This is a genomic window from Streptomyces ureilyticus (assembly GCF_011045025.1).
Taxonomy (GTDB): Bacteria; Actinomycetota; Actinomycetes; order Streptomycetales; family Streptomycetaceae; genus Streptomyces; species Streptomyces ureilyticus.
Window position 1 is genome coordinate 1 of the sequence record NZ_JAAKZX010000214.1, and the last position, 15,820, is coordinate 15,820.

Annotated in this window: 16 protein-coding genes and 1 pseudogene; 6 read left to right on the forward strand and 11 right to left on the reverse strand. The window is 70.7% G+C overall.

Annotated elements, in window-relative coordinates:
* Positions 1 to 22 precede the first annotated feature (22 nt).
* From G6048_RS39605 to G6048_RS39615, 3 genes are read right to left on the reverse strand one after another with little or no spacing between them, the layout of a single operon-like run.
* Entirely contained in the window at positions 23 to 235 is a 213-nt protein-coding gene (locus tag G6048_RS39605; protein ID WP_165344442.1) for a hypothetical protein, read from the reverse strand.
* Positions 232 to 453 (reverse strand): H/ACA ribonucleoprotein complex subunit GAR1/NAF1, encoded by a 222-nt coding sequence (locus G6048_RS39610; protein WP_165344443.1) that lies wholly within the window; start codon positions 451 to 453, stop codon positions 232 to 234. Before G6048_RS39610 ends, G6048_RS39605 begins: the two co-directional genes overlap by 4 nt.
* The gene (locus G6048_RS39615) at positions 450 to 656 is read right to left on the reverse strand and encodes a hypothetical protein (RefSeq protein ID WP_165344444.1); all 207 of its coding nucleotides are present in this window, start codon (positions 654 to 656) and stop codon (positions 450 to 452) included. The genes G6048_RS39610 and G6048_RS39615 overlap by 4 nt, the downstream gene beginning before the upstream one ends.
* Positions 657 to 827: 171 nt before the next feature.
* Here G6048_RS39615 and G6048_RS39620 point away from each other — a divergent pair, with 171 nt between their 5' ends.
* Together G6048_RS39620 and G6048_RS39625 are read left to right on the forward strand one after the other, a co-directional pair.
* Positions 828 to 1,580, forward strand: a complete 753-nt coding sequence (locus G6048_RS39620) for a DUF6879 family protein (RefSeq protein WP_165344445.1) — start codon at positions 828 to 830, stop codon at positions 1,578 to 1,580.
* Positions 1,581 to 1,607: 27 nt separating this feature from the next.
* Positions 1,608 to 2,456, forward strand: a complete 849-nt coding sequence (locus G6048_RS39625; RefSeq protein ID WP_165344446.1) for a helix-turn-helix domain-containing protein — start codon at positions 1,608 to 1,610, stop codon at positions 2,454 to 2,456.
* Positions 2,457 to 2,564: 108 nt separating this feature from the next.
* On the opposite strand, the gene G6048_RS39630 is transcribed toward G6048_RS39625, so the two are convergent.
* The 5 genes from G6048_RS39630 to G6048_RS39650 form a co-directional block, all read right to left on the reverse strand.
* Entirely contained in the window at positions 2,565 to 3,056 is a 492-nt protein-coding gene (locus tag G6048_RS39630; protein ID WP_165344447.1) for a GNAT family N-acetyltransferase, read from the reverse strand.
* Positions 3,057 to 3,128: 72 nt separating this feature from the next.
* The gene (locus G6048_RS39635; RefSeq protein WP_165344448.1) at positions 3,129 to 4,355 is read right to left on the reverse strand and encodes an XdhC family protein; all 1,227 of its coding nucleotides are present in this window, start codon (positions 4,353 to 4,355) and stop codon (positions 3,129 to 3,131) included.
* Between the two features lie 34 nt (positions 4,356 to 4,389).
* Positions 4,390 to 6,783, reverse strand: coding sequence for a xanthine dehydrogenase family protein molybdopterin-binding subunit (locus G6048_RS39640; RefSeq protein WP_165344449.1), 2,394 nt, complete (start codon positions 6,781 to 6,783; stop codon positions 4,390 to 4,392).
* Positions 6,784 to 6,785: 2 nt separating this feature from the next.
* Positions 6,786 to 7,364: a (2Fe-2S)-binding protein gene (locus G6048_RS39645; RefSeq protein WP_165344450.1), complete on the reverse strand. Its 579-nt coding sequence runs from the start codon at positions 7,362 to 7,364 to the stop codon at positions 6,786 to 6,788.
* Positions 7,364 to 8,254 carry an FAD binding domain-containing protein gene (locus tag G6048_RS39650; RefSeq protein WP_165344451.1) on the reverse strand — a complete coding sequence of 297 codons (891 nt, stop codon included), beginning with the start codon at positions 8,252 to 8,254 and terminating at the stop codon, positions 7,364 to 7,366. Before G6048_RS39650 ends, G6048_RS39645 begins: the two co-directional genes overlap by 1 nt.
* A 304-nt stretch (positions 8,255 to 8,558) precedes the next feature.
* On the opposite strand from G6048_RS39650, the gene G6048_RS39655 reads away from it, so the two are divergent.
* Both G6048_RS39655 and G6048_RS39660 read left to right on the forward strand, forming a co-directional pair.
* On the forward strand, positions 8,559 to 10,232 hold the full coding sequence (locus tag G6048_RS39655) for a PucR family transcriptional regulator (RefSeq protein ID WP_165344452.1): 1,674 nt from the start codon (positions 8,559 to 8,561) through the stop codon (positions 10,230 to 10,232).
* Positions 10,233 to 10,409: 177 nt separating this feature from the next.
* A complete protein-coding gene (locus G6048_RS39660; RefSeq protein WP_206342707.1) occupies positions 10,410 to 11,168 on the forward strand; it encodes a hypothetical protein in 759 nt (252 codons plus the stop codon).
* Positions 11,169 to 11,321: 153 nt separating this feature from the next.
* Here G6048_RS39660 and G6048_RS39665 read toward each other — a convergent pair whose 3' ends face one another.
* Positions 11,322 to 12,212 (reverse strand): GntR family transcriptional regulator, encoded by an 891-nt coding sequence (locus G6048_RS39665; protein WP_165344458.1) that lies wholly within the window; start codon positions 12,210 to 12,212, stop codon positions 11,322 to 11,324.
* A gap of 319 nt (positions 12,213 to 12,531) precedes the next feature.
* Here G6048_RS39665 and G6048_RS39670 point away from each other — a divergent pair, with 319 nt between their 5' ends.
* Both G6048_RS39670 and G6048_RS39675 read left to right on the forward strand, forming a co-directional pair.
* Positions 12,532 to 13,365: a (2Fe-2S)-binding protein gene (locus G6048_RS39670; protein ID WP_165344454.1), complete on the forward strand. Its 834-nt coding sequence runs from the start codon at positions 12,532 to 12,534 to the stop codon at positions 13,363 to 13,365.
* A gap of 287 nt (positions 13,366 to 13,652) precedes the next feature.
* Positions 13,653 to 14,711, forward strand: coding sequence for a DUF2637 domain-containing protein (locus tag G6048_RS39675; protein WP_165344455.1), 1,059 nt, complete (start codon positions 13,653 to 13,655; stop codon positions 14,709 to 14,711).
* Positions 14,712 to 14,820: 109 nt separating this feature from the next.
* Here the strand turns inward: G6048_RS39675 and G6048_RS39680 are convergent, their stop codons facing one another.
* Both G6048_RS39680 and G6048_RS39685 read right to left on the reverse strand, forming a co-directional pair.
* Positions 14,821 to 15,261, reverse strand: coding sequence for an ATP-binding protein (locus G6048_RS39680; RefSeq protein WP_165344456.1), 441 nt, complete (start codon positions 15,259 to 15,261; stop codon positions 14,821 to 14,823).
* 268 nt (positions 15,262 to 15,529) lie between these two features.
* A pseudogene (locus tag G6048_RS39685) lies at positions 15,530 to 15,820 on the reverse strand (protein phosphatase 2C domain-containing protein); the annotation flags it as partial.

A 15,820-nucleotide genomic window follows, 5' to 3' on the forward strand; every position in this document is an offset into this window, starting at 1 on the left:
CGCCCGCCCGCTGCCCGGCGCCCTACCCGTCGGGCTCCGCGCGTCCCTTCACCACCCGCCACAGCTTCCGCGCCGCATGGCAAATGCCCTCCACGCAGTCGGGGCACGACGAGGCATGCTCGACGTACGCGCGGTACGCCGTTTGGTGCCGGGCGTGTTCGCCATCGCTGACCACCGCCTGTAGGTGGCTCACGCCACCGCCGCCGTCGCACCATTGCCACTCCACTCCGCTCACGGCAGCTCTCCCCGGCTCCGCGCATTGGCCAAGGCCACGCCGGCCGACAGCCTCTCGGCCGTCGTGGCGGGCCTCAGCAGGCCACGCGCGTCCCATTCCCGCCCGCCACCGGGCGGCTTGAGCTGCCAGCATGGGCCGACGCGGTCCATGACCCGACCGACCTTGCGCGTCGCCTCGTCCCATACGAGATCACCGATCTCCGGCGTGTATCCGTTCATGCGCACCCCCGCTGGATCACATCGGCCAGCCGCAGCGCGACATCCGCGCGCACCCGGCCGAGCGTGATCAGGTTCAGTGAGGGCGACGCCACGTCCGCCCCCAGCGACGGCAGCACGATCCCCGCCGCCGTCAGTGCTTTCCGCAGAGTTTCGACCGCCGCTGTGACGTCCGTGGTGTTCGGCTCTTGCCGCGCTGTTGCCATGAATTCAGCCTCGGTGAGGCCCTGTTGAGAGGGCTAGCATCTATACTCAGTTATTCGCGATACTGAGTTACCTATAGCCGTTTATATCCACGAGGGCACGGCGTACCTGTACCACCCGGTCCCGAGCACGGTGATCATGAATGGATCAGTCCCCGATGAAAGGACCTGATCATGGCCCGACGATTGCGTTTCAACGGCACGGGCAGCGGCGTGAACGGCTGCCCCGCCGTGCACGAAGACCTTGACACCGGCGAAGTGATCATCCATGGACCGGCACTCACCGACCCTGACGACATCGCCCGCCTGCGACGTCTCGGGGAGGGCGAGGTACCCGTCGTGGTACCTCGCGAACTGCTCATCGACTTCGGCCCCAAGGAGGTCACCCGCGTGCCGGACATCATCGGGCTGGATGAGTTCGACCGGCTGTTCACCCAGTTCGAGCACACGGCCTGGCGGCTGGAGACCCGCCGCCGGTACGCGTCCGACGAAGTGACCGACACCTACGCGCAGTTCAGCCGGGGCGAGCCCCTGAACTGGGAGGGCGTCGACACCGAATGGTGCGCGGAGCGCCGTGAACAGACCGCGCTGGGCAAGCGCTTCGAGCGCGTACGCATCGTCGACAACCCGCCCACCCCCGGGCAGCTCTACCTGCTCGACAACGCCCGGCGGAACAGCGCCGTCGGCGAGGACATCCGAAACCTATGGCGCGCCGACGCCGAACGACTCCAGCTCCCCGACGAGGACTTCTGGATCTTCGACTCGCGCCTGGTGGCCCGGCTCAACTTCGACGAGGCCGACAACCTCGTCAGCGTGGAGCTGATCACGGAGCCGGTCGAGGTCAACCGGTACGCCCAGGCGCGCGATGGCGCCTGGCACTACGCCGTTCCGTACGAGGAGTTCGCGGCTGGTCTGGCCGCGAAGTAGGCAGAAGCAAGCAGGTGAGCGGAACCGGTGACAACGGACTACCAGCAGGCGCGCGAAGCGCTCGGGGTACGGCTGCGCGAGCTGCGGCTGTCTGCCCCTGATGGACGACTCACCGGTTCCGGGCTGGCCCGGCGGCTCGGCTGGCCGCAGCCGAAGATCAGCAAGTTGGAGAACGGCAAGCAGACCGCCACGCCCGAAGACCTGCGGGCGTGGGCGGAGGGGACCGGGCAGCCGGACGCGTATGACGAACTGCTCGCCAGGCTCAGAGGGTTCGAGTCGCACATCCGGTCATGGCGGCGACAGCTCGCCTCAGGGCACAAGCCCGTCCAGGACATCCACCTGGCCGCGCACTCCGACGCTTCCGTGTTCCGGGGCTGGGAGTCCTCCATGATCATGGGCATTCTCCAGACACCGGACTACGCCCGGCACATCTTCACCCGGTACGCCGAACTCCAGCAGTCGCCCCGGGACACAGAGGAAGCCGTACGCTCCCGCATCAAGCGGCAGGACGCGCTGTACGACCCCTCGAAGCGTTTCCACCTCATCATGTGGGAAGCCGCTCTCCGGGCGCTGATCTGCCCACCGTCCGTCCTGGCCGCACAGCTCGACCGACTGTCCGGGGTGGTCGGCCTGGACACGGTCGAGCTGGGGATCATCCCGTTCAGCGCCTCGCTCAAGATTCCGCCCGCGACGGCGTTCTGGATGTACGACGACAGCCGCGTGATCGTCGAGACCTGGCACTCCGAGCTGTGGATCGAGGACGAGGCCGGCGTGAGCACGTACCTCCGTACCTGGAACACGCTGAAGGAGTCCGCCGTGTACGGGGCCGACGCGCACCGGGCCATCAGCGCCGCGCGCCGGACCCTCAACGTCTGACACCGGCTGACGCGTCAGCCCGGGTGAAACGAGAAGCCTTCAGGCCGGAGGAGCTGCACTGGCAAGCTCAGGTCTGACGCATCCCGACCCCGACCCCGATGTGGGCGATCAGTCAATGGCGGCAATCCGACGCCGGTACCGGATGCCAGGGCGTCCATCGAGCGTGATGTCCCCCGCCGGGGTGAAGCCGTTCCGTGCGAGCACGGTCATGGACGCCGGGTTGTCGAGGGTGGTGCGCGCCCTGAGGGCGGAGAGCCGGTAAGTCGTGGCGGCGAGGCGGCACGCCTCCGCGACCGCGGCGGTCGCGACGCCCCGGCCCGTGGCGCGCTCGGCCATCCTGTAGCCGAGTTCGGCGCCGTCCTCGTCGACGTCGACGAGGTTGACGCGGCCGATCAGGTCCCCCTGCTCGTTGAGGACGACATGGAAGTGGCATTCACCGGCATCCTGCTCGGCGAGGCGGGCGAGGTGGCGGGAGGTGAACTCGGCGAAGAACGCGTCACCCCGATCCGGCACGGACCGCGCGAAGTACTCCCGGTTCTCCTGCTCGAAAGCCAGCAGAGCAGGCGCGTGGTCTTCCCGGAGCCGCTCGAGCCTCAACATGCCCGGCAGCATACGCAACGATGATCGCGTCCGGGCGTCAGGCATCAGACGTCAGGCGTCAGGCGTCAGGCGTCAGGCCACCGACCCGATCCGCCCCGCCGGGGCCGTCGCCGACGTCGCGTCATGATGGATCGGCGTATGCGCCCCAGTCAGTGAAACCCCGCTGCCGCCACGCCGGTTGGCGACAATCTCCGACGCGATCGACAGCGCCGTCTCCTCAGGCGTACGCGCCCCGAGATCCAGCCCGATCGGCGACTTGAGCCGTGCCAACTCCAGCTCAGTCACGCCGGCTTCGCGCAGCCGCTCGTTCCGGTCCAGGTGCGTGCGCCGGGAGCCCATCGCCCCGACGTACGCCACCGGCAGTCGCAGCGCCAGCCGCAGCAGCGGTACGTCGAACTTGGCGTCGTGGGTCAGGACGCACAGGACCGTACGGGCGTCCACCGGCGTCCGCTCCAGGTAGCGGTGCGGCCAGTCGACCACGACCTCGTCCGCGTCCGGGAAGCGGGCCGCCGTCGCGAAGACGGGACGCGCGTCGCAGACCGTCACGTGGTACCCGAGGAACTTGCCGATGCGCACCAGCGCCGAGGCGAAGTCGATCGCGCCGAAGACGAGCATCCGTGGTGGCGGCACCGATGACTCGACCAGCACCGTGAGCGGCGCTCCGCAACGAGAGCCCTGCTCTCCGATCTCCAGGGTGCCGGTGCGGCCCGTGTCCAGGAAAGCACCCGCCTCGGCCGCCACCGTGCGGTCCAGCTCGGGATGGGCGCCGAATCCGCCCTCGTACGAGCCGTATGAGCGAAGCGTGCCGGAGGTGCCAGACGAGCCGGACGAGCCCGACGAGCCCGACGAGCCGTCGGATCGTACGAGCAGCGCGCGGCCCAGCAACTCCCCCGGGCCGGAGACCACGCGCGCGACCGCCGCCGCCTCCCCGCGGGCAGCCGCGGACAGCGCCGACGCGAACACCTCCCGCCCGGGAGCCGAGGCGCGTACCGGCGTCACCAGGATGTCGATGACGCCGCCGCACGTCAGGCCCACCGCGAAGGCGTCCTCGTCGCTGTACCCGAAGCGCTCCAGAACCGGGACCGACTCCCTGTCCGCCAACGCCTGTTGGCACAGCTCGTACACCGCCCCCTCCACGCAGCCGCCGGAGACCGAGCCGATCGCCGTGCCCTCGGAGTCCACCGCGAGGGCCGCGCCCGGCCCGCGCGGAGCGCTGCCGCTGACGGCCACCACGGTGGCCACGGCGAAGTAGCGGCCCTCCTCGACCCACCGGTTCAGCTCTTCGGCGATGTCCAGCATGTCTCGGTCTCCTCTCGCGTCCCCACCCGGAGGATCAGGTGCCGGTGAGGTGCTCAGGCCGTACCGGCGTCCTGTTCAGCTCCAGCCCCGTCGCTTTCCGAATAGCCGCCAGCACGGCCGGAGTTGACGACAAGGTCGGAGCCTCACCCGCGCCCCGCAGCCCGTACGGCGCATGCGCGTCGGCCAGTTCGAGCACGTCGACGGGCATCGTCGGCGTGTCCAGGATCGTGGGGATCAGGTAGTCCGTGAAGGACGGGTTGCGGACCTTCGCCGTCTTGGGGTCGACGAGGATCTCCTCCATCACCGCCATGCCCAGGCCCTGGGTCGTACCGCCCTGGATCTGGCCGACGACGGACAGCGGGTTGAGGGCCTTGCCGACGTCCTGGGCGCAGGCCAGCTCAATCACCTTCACCAGCCCCAGCTCGGTGTCGACCTCGACCACGGCCCGGTGCGCGGCGAACGAATACTGCACGTGTCCAAAGCCCTGCCCGGTATGCCGGTCGAACGGTTCCGTCGGCCGGTGCCGCCACTCCTCCTCGACCTCGACCGCCTCGTCCTCGAGTACGTCCGCCAGGTCGGCCAGCACCTCACCGGCGTCGGTGACGACCTTGCCGCCCTCCAGCAGCAGCTCGGCGGTGGCCCAAGCGGGGTGGTACGTACCGAACTTGCGGCGCCCGATCTCCAGGACCCGCTCGCGGACCAGTTCGCAGGCGTTCTTGACGGCGCCGCCAGTGACGTACGTCTGACGTGATGCCGAAGTCGAGCCCGCGGAACCCACCTGTGTGTCGGCCGGCTGGATCGTCACCTGCGTGACGCCGAGCTCGGTGCGGGCGATCTGCGCATGGACGGTGACTCCGCCCTGACCGACCTCCGCCATCGCCGTATGGACGGTGACGACTGGCTCTCCTCCCACAACTTCCATGCGAACGCGGGCAGTTGAGTAGTCGTCGAAGCCCTCGGAGAAGCCGACGTTCTTGATGCCGACCGCGTAACCGACACCTCGTACGACGCCTTCGCCGTGCGTGGTGTTGGACAGGCCGCCCGGCAGCTGCCGTACGTCGGCGCCCTCGGAGCTCTCCCACTGGCGTTCCGGTGGCAGGGGCATCGCCTTGACGCGGCGCAGGAGTTCGGCGACCGGGGCGGGTGAGTCGACGGGCTGGCCGGTCGGCATGATCGTGCCCTGCTCCATGGCGTTGAGCCGGCGGAACTCGACCCGGTCCATGCCCACTTTGTCGGCGAGCTTGTCCATCTGCGCCTCGTACGCGAAGCAGGCCTGCACGGCGCCGAAGCCGCGCATCGCGCCGCAGGGCGGGTTGTTGGTGTAGAGCGCGAGGGCTTCGATGTCGACGTTGTCGATGACGTACGGGCCCGCGCCGAGCGAGGCCGCGTTGCCGACGACGGCCGCTGAGGTCGAGGCGTACGCGCCGCCGTCCAGGACGATACGGGCCTTCAGATGCGTCAACTTGCCGTCCTTCGTTGCCCCGTGCTCGTAGAAGAGCTTCGCGGGGTGGCGGTGGACGTGGCCGAAGAAGGACTCGAAGCGGTTATAGACGATCTTCACCGGCTTGCCCGTGCGCAGCGCCAGCAGGCAGGCGTGGATCTGCATCGACAGGTCCTCGCGTCCGCCGAACGCGCCGCCGACGCCGGACAGCGTCATCCGCACCTTCTCCTCGGGCAGGCCGAGGACGGGGGCGATCTGGCGGAGGTCGGCGTGCAGCCACTGGGTGGCGATGTAGAGGTCGACGCCGCCGTCCTCGGCGGGGACCGCGAGACCGGACTCCGGGCCGAGGAAGGCCTGGTCCTGCATGCCGAAGGTGTACTCGCCGGTGACGATGAAGTCGGCGCGGTGGCGGGCCTCCTCGACGTCTCCGCGGATGATCGGCTGGCGGTGGAGGATGTTGGGGTGCTCCACATGGCCCGCGTAGTGGTCGGTCCGGTCCTCATGGATCAGCGGGGCGTTGGGGGCGGTCGCTGTCAACTCATCCGTGATGACCGGGAGTTCGCGGTACTCCACCTTGATCTTGGCGGCGGCGCGGCGTGCGGTCTCCGGATGGTCGGCGGCGACGATCGCGACGGGCTCGCCGTGGTGGCGTACGCGGCCATGGGCCAGTACGGGGGTGTCCGGGAACTCCAGTCCGTAGTGCCGCACGTCGGTCGGCAGGTCGTCGTACGTCATGACGGCGTAGACGCCGGCCTGAGCGAGGGCTTCGGAGGTGTCGATCGACACGATCTCCGCGTGGGCCACCGGGGCGCGAAGGATCTGGCCCCACAGCATGTCCTCGTGCCACATGTCGGAGGAGTACGCGAACTCGCCGGTGACCTTGAGTGTGCCGTCAGGGCGGAGTGTGGACTCGCCGATGCCGCCCTTGGTCTGTGAGCCCTGGGTGACCTTGGTGGGAGTGCCGAGGGGAGCGTTGGTGCCGGCCATGCTCAGACCGCCTCCGACTGCCGGGCGGCCGCGAGGCGGACCGCGTTCATGATCGTCTCGTAGCCGGTGCAGCGGCAGAGGTTGCCGGACAGGGCCTCGCGGATGTCCTCGTCCGTCGGAGTCGGGTTGCGCTCCAGCATCTCGTCGGCCGCGACCAGCAGACCGGGGGTGCAGAAGCCGCACTGCACCGCGCCCGCGTCGATGAACGCCTGCTGGACCGGGGAGAGTTGGGTGCCCTCGCCAGTCTGGGAGTCGGTGCCGTGCGCGGCCCACCGTTGGGCCTCATCGAGGGACGTACCGCAGGAACCGGACCGGCATCCCGCGTCACGCTGCCGCGCGTACTCCGCAAGACCCTCCACCGTGACCACCTCGCGGCCCTCCACCTGGCCCGCCGCGACCAGACACGAGCACACCGGTACGCCGTCGAGCCGTACCGTGCACGAGCCGCACTCCCCCTGCTCGCAGGCGTTCTTGGCACCCGGCAGACCCAGGCGCTCCCTCAGCACATACAGCAGGGACTCGCCCTCCCAGACGTCGTCGGCTTCCTGAGGGCGGCCGTTGACCGTGAAATTGACGCGCATTACGCGACTCCCTCCGTGTGTGCGGCGGTGCCGCGGTACGACTCCCAGGTCCAGGTCAGCGTGCGGCGGGCCATGATGCCCACCGCGTGGCGGCGGTAGTCGGCGGTGCCCCGGACGTCGTCGATCGGGTTGCAGGCGGCGGCGCACAATTGCGCGAACTCCTTGGCGACCGACGGGGTGATGATCTTGCCGTTGTCCCAGAAGCCGCCCTCTTCGAGCGCCGCGTTCAGGAACTCCTCGGCCGTCCTGGCCCGGACGGGCGTGGGCGCGGCCGAGCCGATGCCGGTGCGGACCGTGCGCGACGACGGGTGCAGGGCCAGCCCGAAGGCACACACCGCGATCACCATCGCGTTCCGCGTGCCGACCTTCGAAAACTGCTGCGGCCCGTCCGCCTTCTTGATGTGTACGGCCCTGATCAGCTCATCGGCGGCGAGCGCGTTGCGCTTCACGCCGGTGTAGAAGTCGTCGATCGGGATGCGGCGGGAGCCTCGTACGGACTCGGCCTCGACCTCGGCGCCCGCCGCGAGGAGTGCGGGGTGGGCGTCGCCGGCCGGGGAGGCGGTGCCGAGGTTGCCGCCTACGCCGCCGCGGTTGCGGATCTGCGGGGAAGCCACGGTGTGCGAGGCGAGGGCGAGGCCGGGCAGTTCGGCCCGCAGGTGCTCCATGATCTTGGTGTACGGGACCGAGGCGCCGAGCCGCACGCTGTCCTCGCCGACCTCCCATGCGTAGAGATCGCCGATGCGGTTGAGGTCCAGGAGGTACTCGGGCCGGCGGTGATCGAAGTTGATCTCGACCATCACATCGGTGCCGCCCGCAATCGGCACAGCGGTGGGGTGCTCGGCTTTCGCGGCGAGCGCCTCCTCCCAGCTGCCGGGGCGAAGGAAGTCCATGAGGGGCTCTCTTCTTCGTATCGTGGGGCGTTCCGTTTGAGGGCGTTCCGTTTGAGCCAGACCGGGGACGGCGGCGGTATCGGCTCGATCAGGAGCTGTTCACAAGGCTTGAGTCCAGTACACCCCGGGGTCCCCCACCTGGGTCAGTCACGGAAACCATGAAGGAGTCGGCTGGCCAGGGCGACGTTCTTGTAGATTCGTCCGAACGGGGGACGTCGGCAACCTCATCGTTTTTCTCGGGAAACATCGGACGCGGTCCCCCCGGGAACCAAAGATTTCCAGACAAGGAACGGCGGCGACGAGAATGCGGCTGCGCGCACTGCTGGACACCGATGCGCTGGGCCTCAGGCTGCTCGGCGGCGAGGACGAGCTGGACCGCACCGTGCGCGGGGTGATGACCACGGATCTGCGCGACCCCAGCCGCTATCTCTCGGGCGGTGAACTGGTCCTTACGGGTCTCGCGTGGCGGCGCGGGGCTGCGGACTCCGAGCCTTTCGTACGCATCCTCGTGGCCGCCGGGGTCGCGGCCCTGGCGGCCGGTGAGGCCGAGCTGGGTGACATCCCCGACGATCTGGTGCTGGCCTGCGCCCGGCGCCGGCTGCCGCTGTTCGCCGTCGATGAGTCGGTGGCCTTCGCGACGATCACCGAGCATGTCGTACGGCAGGTCTCGGGCGAGCGGGCCGGGGATCTGGCGGCCGTGGTGGACCGGCACCGGCGGATGATGACCTCCGGCCCGGCGGGCGGCGGCCCGGACGTGGTCCTGGACCTGCTCGGCTCCGATCTGGATCTACGGGCCTGGGTACTGTCCCCTGCCGGACGCGCGATCGCGGGCTCGAACCTCGCGGGGGCCCGGCCGCCCGCCGAGATCCGCGCCCAGCTGGCCGCCGAGCACCTGGCGGCGGTGCGCACGGGGCGGCGCGGGCCGCACCGCGTGGCGGTGGGCGGCACGACGTACTCCCTCTTCCCGATCCTCAGCAGCGGACGCGGGGCGGCGGCCTCGCGCGACGTACGGGAGACCGTGCTGTCGGACTGGCTGCTCGCGGTGGAGGCGGACGCCGGGGACTGGCCGGAGGAGCGGCTCGACCTGCTCCACGGCGTGACGCAGCTGATCGCGGTGGAGCGCGACCGGCGGGACGCGGCGCGTACGGTGCGGCGCCGACTCGCCCAGGAAGTACTGGAGTTGGTGCAGAGCGGGGCGGCGCCCGCGGAGATCGCGGCGCGGCTGCGGGTTGCCGCGCCCGTGCTGCTGCCGGGGCTCGGTGCGGCCCCGCACTGGCAGGTCGTGGTGGCCCGTGTCGAGTGGGACGGCGGGGAGATCGGGGCCGGGGCAGTCGCCCAGTCGCTCCTTGAGGAGATCCTCGTCGATCCGCTGTCGTCCGGGGCCGAGCCGTCCGACCGGATCGCGGTGGCCCATACGGGCGAGGAGGCGATCGCGCTCGTACCGCTGCCGGCGGTGACCTCGGAACACGACGGCTCGGAGTCGGGTCTGCTCGCCGACGCGCTGCTGGCGGCCGTCCGCGGCCCGCTGTCGGCGGGCCTGAACGACGACGGCCGGCTCACGCTCGGCGTCAGCGCGGCCGTGCACTCGGCGGAGGGCCTGCGGGGCGCGCTGGAGGAGGCCCGGCACGCCCGCCGGGTCGCCGCCGCCCGTCCCGGCCGGGTGTGCGCGGCGGGGCACCAGGAGCTGGCCTCGCATGTGCTGCTCCTGCCGTTCGTGCCGGACGACGTACGCCGGGCCTTCACGGCGCGACTCCTCGATCCCCTACGGGACTACGACCGCCGGCATCGCGCCGAGCTGATCCCCACCCTCGAGGCGTTTCTCGACTGCGACGGCTCCTGGACGCGGTGCGCGGGCCGCCTGCATCTGCACGTCAACACGCTGCGCTACCGGGTGGGCCGCATCGAGCAGTTGACGAGTCGTGACCTCTCGCGGCTCGAGGACAAGCTGGACTTCTTCCTGGCGTTGCGGATGAGCTGAGGTCATGGGGATGTGGATCTGGAGGCACGAAGTGCCATTCCTTCCACCATGACTTTGTGAAATCCTTCACCCACCCCCTTGGCCAGGCACGCCCATTCATGCTGAGATGCGGCCACCACTCAACAGCTCAATGGTGTGCTCGGGGAGGGCAACGTGGCGTATCCCGCCATGTCTGGCATGTCTGGTTACGGAACGACTGCAGGGGACGATCCACTCCAGACCGCGGTATGGCGGCTGCGCTCGCGTGCCTGCTGGGCCGACGCAGCCGCGCTCCTCGAACCCGTCACGGCTCCCGCGGCGCTGCAGCGGGCCTCGCTCCTGGTCGAGCGGTGCCTCTACACCGAGCAGGGCTGGGCGGAGGCCGAGGACGCGCTGCGTACGGCGGAGGCGCTGGCACGGAGTGACGAGGAGCGGGGTGCGGCGGCCTGCGAGCGCGGCCAGCTGGCGTACGCGGCCACGCTGCTCGGTGTGCGGGACCGTGCGGACGAGGCGCGGGCCGCGCTCGGCCGGGCCGCGGCACTGATCGCGCCGAGCGCTGCGGGCCGGGCCCTGCTCGACTTCCGGCGCGGGCTCCTCGCCGAGAACCTCGCGCACTCTCCGCAGGCGGCCCGCGCCGCGTACCGCCGCGCCCACGCCGGCGCGACCGCCCAGGGCGACGCGCTGCTGCTCTCCTTCACGTGGCGTCACCTCGCCGGACTGGCCCTGCGGGAAGGGGAGTTGGCGGAGGCCCGGCACGGCTTCAGCGAATCGCTCCGGATCCGCGAGGAGTTGGGCTACCTGGTCGGCACGGCACCCGCACTGGCCTCCCTCGCCGACGCCGAGACCGAACCGGACGCGTCCCGGCTACGGGCCGAGGCGGCACGCCTGTTCCGGCTCCTCGGGGGCGTACCGACGTGGCTGGCACCGCGGTTGGCTCCGCCGGCGGGTGCGGCGTGAGGGTGCCGCGCTGGGCGGCCTGGTGAAGTCCGGCGCGGCCCCGTGCCCCGACGGAGGCCGCAGGCCTCTTCAGGGGCGCGGGGCTGTGTCGATTTGCGGCACGCAGGCGAATCACTGCACCTGCACCTGCACCCTGCACCTCCAGCGGAGCGCCTACGCCCCGGCGAAGTGATCCCGCACAAGGGCCTGCGTCGCCGCCAGATCCTCGTTGCTCAACGCGTCGAGAAGCGCGGCGTGTTCGGCCGCGTGCGCGATCAGGGCGACGCGGCCGCGGGAGGCGGGCCCGGTGACGGCAGGCCACTGAGCGCGGCGGTGCAGGTCGTCCGCGATCCGTACCAGCTGCTCGTTGCCCGAGAGGGCGAGCACCGCGCGGTGGAAGGCGCGGTCGGACTCGACGTACGTCGCCCGGCAGCCGGTGGCCGCGGCCCGCGCCGTCGCCTCGGCGAGCGGGCGCAACTCCGCCCAGCGCTCGGCGGGCACGTTACGGGCCAGCCGCTGCATCACGGGCGCTTCGAGCAGCACCCGGATCTCGGCAAGCTCGGCCAGTTCCCGCGCCCCACGCTCGACGACCCGGAACCCCCGGTTCGGCACCACCTCGACGGCCCCCTCGACCGCGAGCTGCTGCATGGCTTCGCGCACGGGAGTCGCGGACACCCCGAAGCGCTCGCCGAGCACGGGGGCGGAGTAGACCTCGCCGGGCTCGAGCTCGCCGCCCACGAGGGCGGCGCGGAGGGCGTCGAGGATCTGGCCCCGGACGGAGGACCGCCGGACGACGGGCCGGGGGGCTACCGGCTGGCGGGCCCGCGCGGGCCCGCCCGGGTCGGCCAGAGCGGGCCCGCTCGTCGCACCGGCCTGCGGGCGCCCGTGCCCCGCGCGTGGCCCCGGGATCGGGGTCTCGCTGTGGGTGTGCTCGCCCCGGGCGGAGTCCGAGTGCGGGGCAGCGCCCTGTGGCGTACCGCTCCCGGGACGTGCCCCGGCGCGGCTGCCTGCAGCGCCGCGCGTAAGCTCCCGGCCCGCATCCCCCGCACCCTGCTGCGGAGGCACCCTGGCCGCCCCCGCCCCGGTCCTCGGGCGGGAGTCGGGCTCGGAGCGGGCCTGCGTCGACGTATCGCCGGTAGCCCCCGTCCTCGGGCGGGCGTCCGGCTCGGAGCGAGCCTGCGTGAACGTATCCCCCGTACCCCCCGTATCCCCGGCGGAGCCGTTACTCGGGCCGGCCTGGTTCACGGGAGCCTCCTCCGGAGTTGGCGGTACTTGTGGCTATTGCGGGTGATGTGGTCGTAAGCCTGCACGATAGGCGGAACGGGCGGCAGTTCAAACCTCGACCACATCGGATAAGGTAAGCCTTACCTGGCAGCCGAGCGTGATGGGTGGTCCGCACATGGTCGTCACGGAGGCGTACGACCGCCTGACCGAGGCCTATCCGTACCTGGGCATTACGGAGCTCGGTCCCGAGCACGAGACGCCGCGGGACGGCGGATGGTTCGCCGTCGACCAGCTCGCGGCGGGCGGACCCGGCCTCGACGCGTTCCTCGCGTGGGACGACGCACAGGTACTCAAGGACTACGGACAGCAGGCCCGCCCCGACGTCATCGCCAGCTTCGGCCTGCACCGGTACGCCTGGCCGGCCTGCCTCCTCTTCACAGTGCCGTGGTTCCTGCTGCGCCGCGTGCCCCGTATCCCCGTGGAGAACGTCTCCTACCAGCGCGAGCTCGGCCGCATGACGGTGCGGGTCGGCGCATTCGCCTGCCTGCCGGACGACCCTGCGGCCACGCTGCCCGGCGCCCGAGTCGTACCGGACGAGGAGGCCCTGCGCGAGGAGGTACGGACGGCCGTCGCCGAGCACCTGGAACCGGTACTCGGCGGCTTCGGCCCCCGGATGCGCCGCCGTGGCCGCGCCCTGTGGGGCACGGTGACCGACGACCTGGTCGAGAGCCTCCACTACATCGGTCAGCAACTCGGCGAGGAGCAGCGCGTGCTGGCCGAGCTGGAGCGGCTGCTCCCGGGCACGACCCGCCCGTACGTCGGCACCGCCGCGTTCCGCCAACTGACCGGCCCCTGCGGCGAGTCGCTGCCCACCCGCGACCGCGCCAGCTGCTGCTTCTTCTACACCATCGAGCCCGAGGACACCTGCGCCAACTGCCCCCGCAACAGCGACGAGCTCCGCATCGAGAAGCTGACCGCACAAGCTGCCGGTTGACGCCCTGGGGCTCAAAACAGCCCTCGTCGGTCCTTTACCGGCCCCCGCTGGTTACAGGCGATTCACAACTTCCTCACTTGTCGCAGGAACTATCCGTGGAACCATCGTTACCGGTAGTCTTATTCGCACTCAACTCCTGTCCCTCGACCGGCAGTTCGAGCAGAACGTCGCCCTGCGCATCCCCTTGCACTCCCTTGGCGGCCTCTTGCGCCGAAACCCCCTGAGGGCCGACGGGATTGGGCCACTATGGCGGGCGTTACGCCCTATCCCAATGCAAGGGACCCCAGATGAGACTGACCGACATATCGCTTAACTGGCTGCTTCCGGGCGCCGTACTGCTCCTGGGCATGCTGGCGGCGGTTGCGGTGCTCGCGCGCGGCAAGCGCGCCGGGGAGAAAGCAGCGGAAGCCGACGACTCTTGGGAGCGCAGCGAAGAACGACGCAGGCGCAAGGAGGCCATCTACGGCACCGCCTCCTATGTGCTGCTGTTCTGCTGCGCCGCGGTCGCCGCAGCGCTCTCCTTCCATGGACTGGTCGGCTTCGGTGAGCAGAATCTGAATCTCTCCGGCGGCTGGCAGTACCTCGTTCCGTTCGGCCTGGACGGCGCCGCGATGTTCTGCTCGGTGCTCGCGGTACGCGAGGCCAGCCACGGCGACGCGGCCCTCGGTTCGCGCATACTTGTGTGGACGTTCGCGGCCGCCGCCGCCTGGTTCAACTGGGTGCACGCGCCCCGGGGCGCCGGTCACGCGGGCGCCCCGCACTTCTTCGCCGGCATGTCGCTGTCGGCGGCGGTGCTGTTCGACCGGGCCCTCAAGCAGACCCGCCGGGCGGCACTTCGCGAGCAGGGCCTGGTGCCCCGCCCGTTGCCGCAGATCCGGATCGTCCGCTGGCTGCGTGCTCCCCGTGAGACGTACGGCGCCTGGTCGCTGATGCTCCTCGAGGGTGTGCGCAGCCTGGACGAGGCGGTCGAGGAAGTGCGCGAGGACAAGCGACAGAAGGAGCAGGACCGGCAGCGCCGGCGCGACCAGGAGCGGCTGGACCGGGCCCGTATCAAGGCGCTCACCCGCGGCCACCGCGGCGGACTGATCGGGCGCGGCGGCAGGCAGGTCGAGGTGCAGGCGGTGCAGGCCCCCGCGGCCCCGGCTCAAGTCGCCGCGGAGCCTGCCATATCGACGCCGGAACCGCTGCCCATGCGCGCCCCCCGTCCCTCCCTCGCGGCCGTTAGAAGCGGAAGCGGCGCCGAGCCGGTCACGGTCGACCTCACGGCCGAGGACGACACGATGGCTCTGCCGCGGCTCGACTCCCTGGAGCGCAAGCTCAAGGACCTGGAGCAGCAGTTCGGCTGAGGACCGATTCCGACGCTGATGCCGGTGCGGATGCCGACGCTGATGCCGTTGCTCCCCTGAGGCTTTCCCCCACCTCGTGGCCTTACTTTCTGCGGCGGCGTGGCCTGAACTAGGCCGCGCCGCCGTTCAGTTCGAACCACACCGACTTGCCCACGTCGTGCGGCCGTACGCCCCACTCGTCCGCGAGTGACTGTACGAGCACCAGGCCTCGTCCATGCGTGCCCTCGTCGGCGTTCGTCTGCCGCAGACTCGGCTTGCGGCCCAGGAAGTCCCGTACCTCCACCCGGAGTCCACGCGGGCCGACGGTGGCCGTGAGCACCGCGTCGGTGTCGGTGTGGACGAGGGCGTTGGTGACGAGTTCGCTGGTCAGCAGTTCCGCCGTCTCGGACCTGCCGGGCCTCCCCCAGTGCGAGAGCAACTCCCGTAGCGCTCTGCGCACTTCGGGCACGGCCCGCAGATCGGCCCGCCGCAGTCTGCGCCTGAGCTGCGGACCGCCGCGCTGATCCGTCGCGTTGTTCCCCGATTCCTTCGCTGCCTTCACCGTCTTCATCGAGAACGCCCCGGATACCACGGGACCGCCCCCTCGCGCCTGCCTCTTCATGACCCCCGCCCGCACGCCGACGTCGCCCCCGCTTACTCGAACACGTACACGGGATGCATGCCCCGCCGGGCACGGGCCAGTCATGTCGAATGGTCAACTACCTGCGATACGGCCACGGGTTCCCCGTACGGGAAGGGACATTCCGACAGAAGTCGGCCACCCTCAGGTCACACCCAGGTCGCCCCCAGAGCACCCCTGGTCGCCCGAGGCACAGGCGTCACGCCTCCCAGACCGCTGCCGCCGTGCGGTCGTCGGCGTACCCCTTGACCCTCACTTGGACGTCGGCGAGGAAGGCCGCCATGCCGGGTGGCTCCGTGTCGGCCCAGCGGTCCGTCAGGTGGTGGGCGAGTTCGGGTTCGCCGCGCAGCGGTTCGGCCAGGCCGCCCGTGCACAGGAGCAGCGTGTCGCCGGGGCGAACGCCGCGACGGTCATCAGCAACGGAAGTGCGGTGAGGAACGCCTGCGCGGCGAGCCGTACGGAGCCCTCCACGACGTTGAGGGCCGACAGG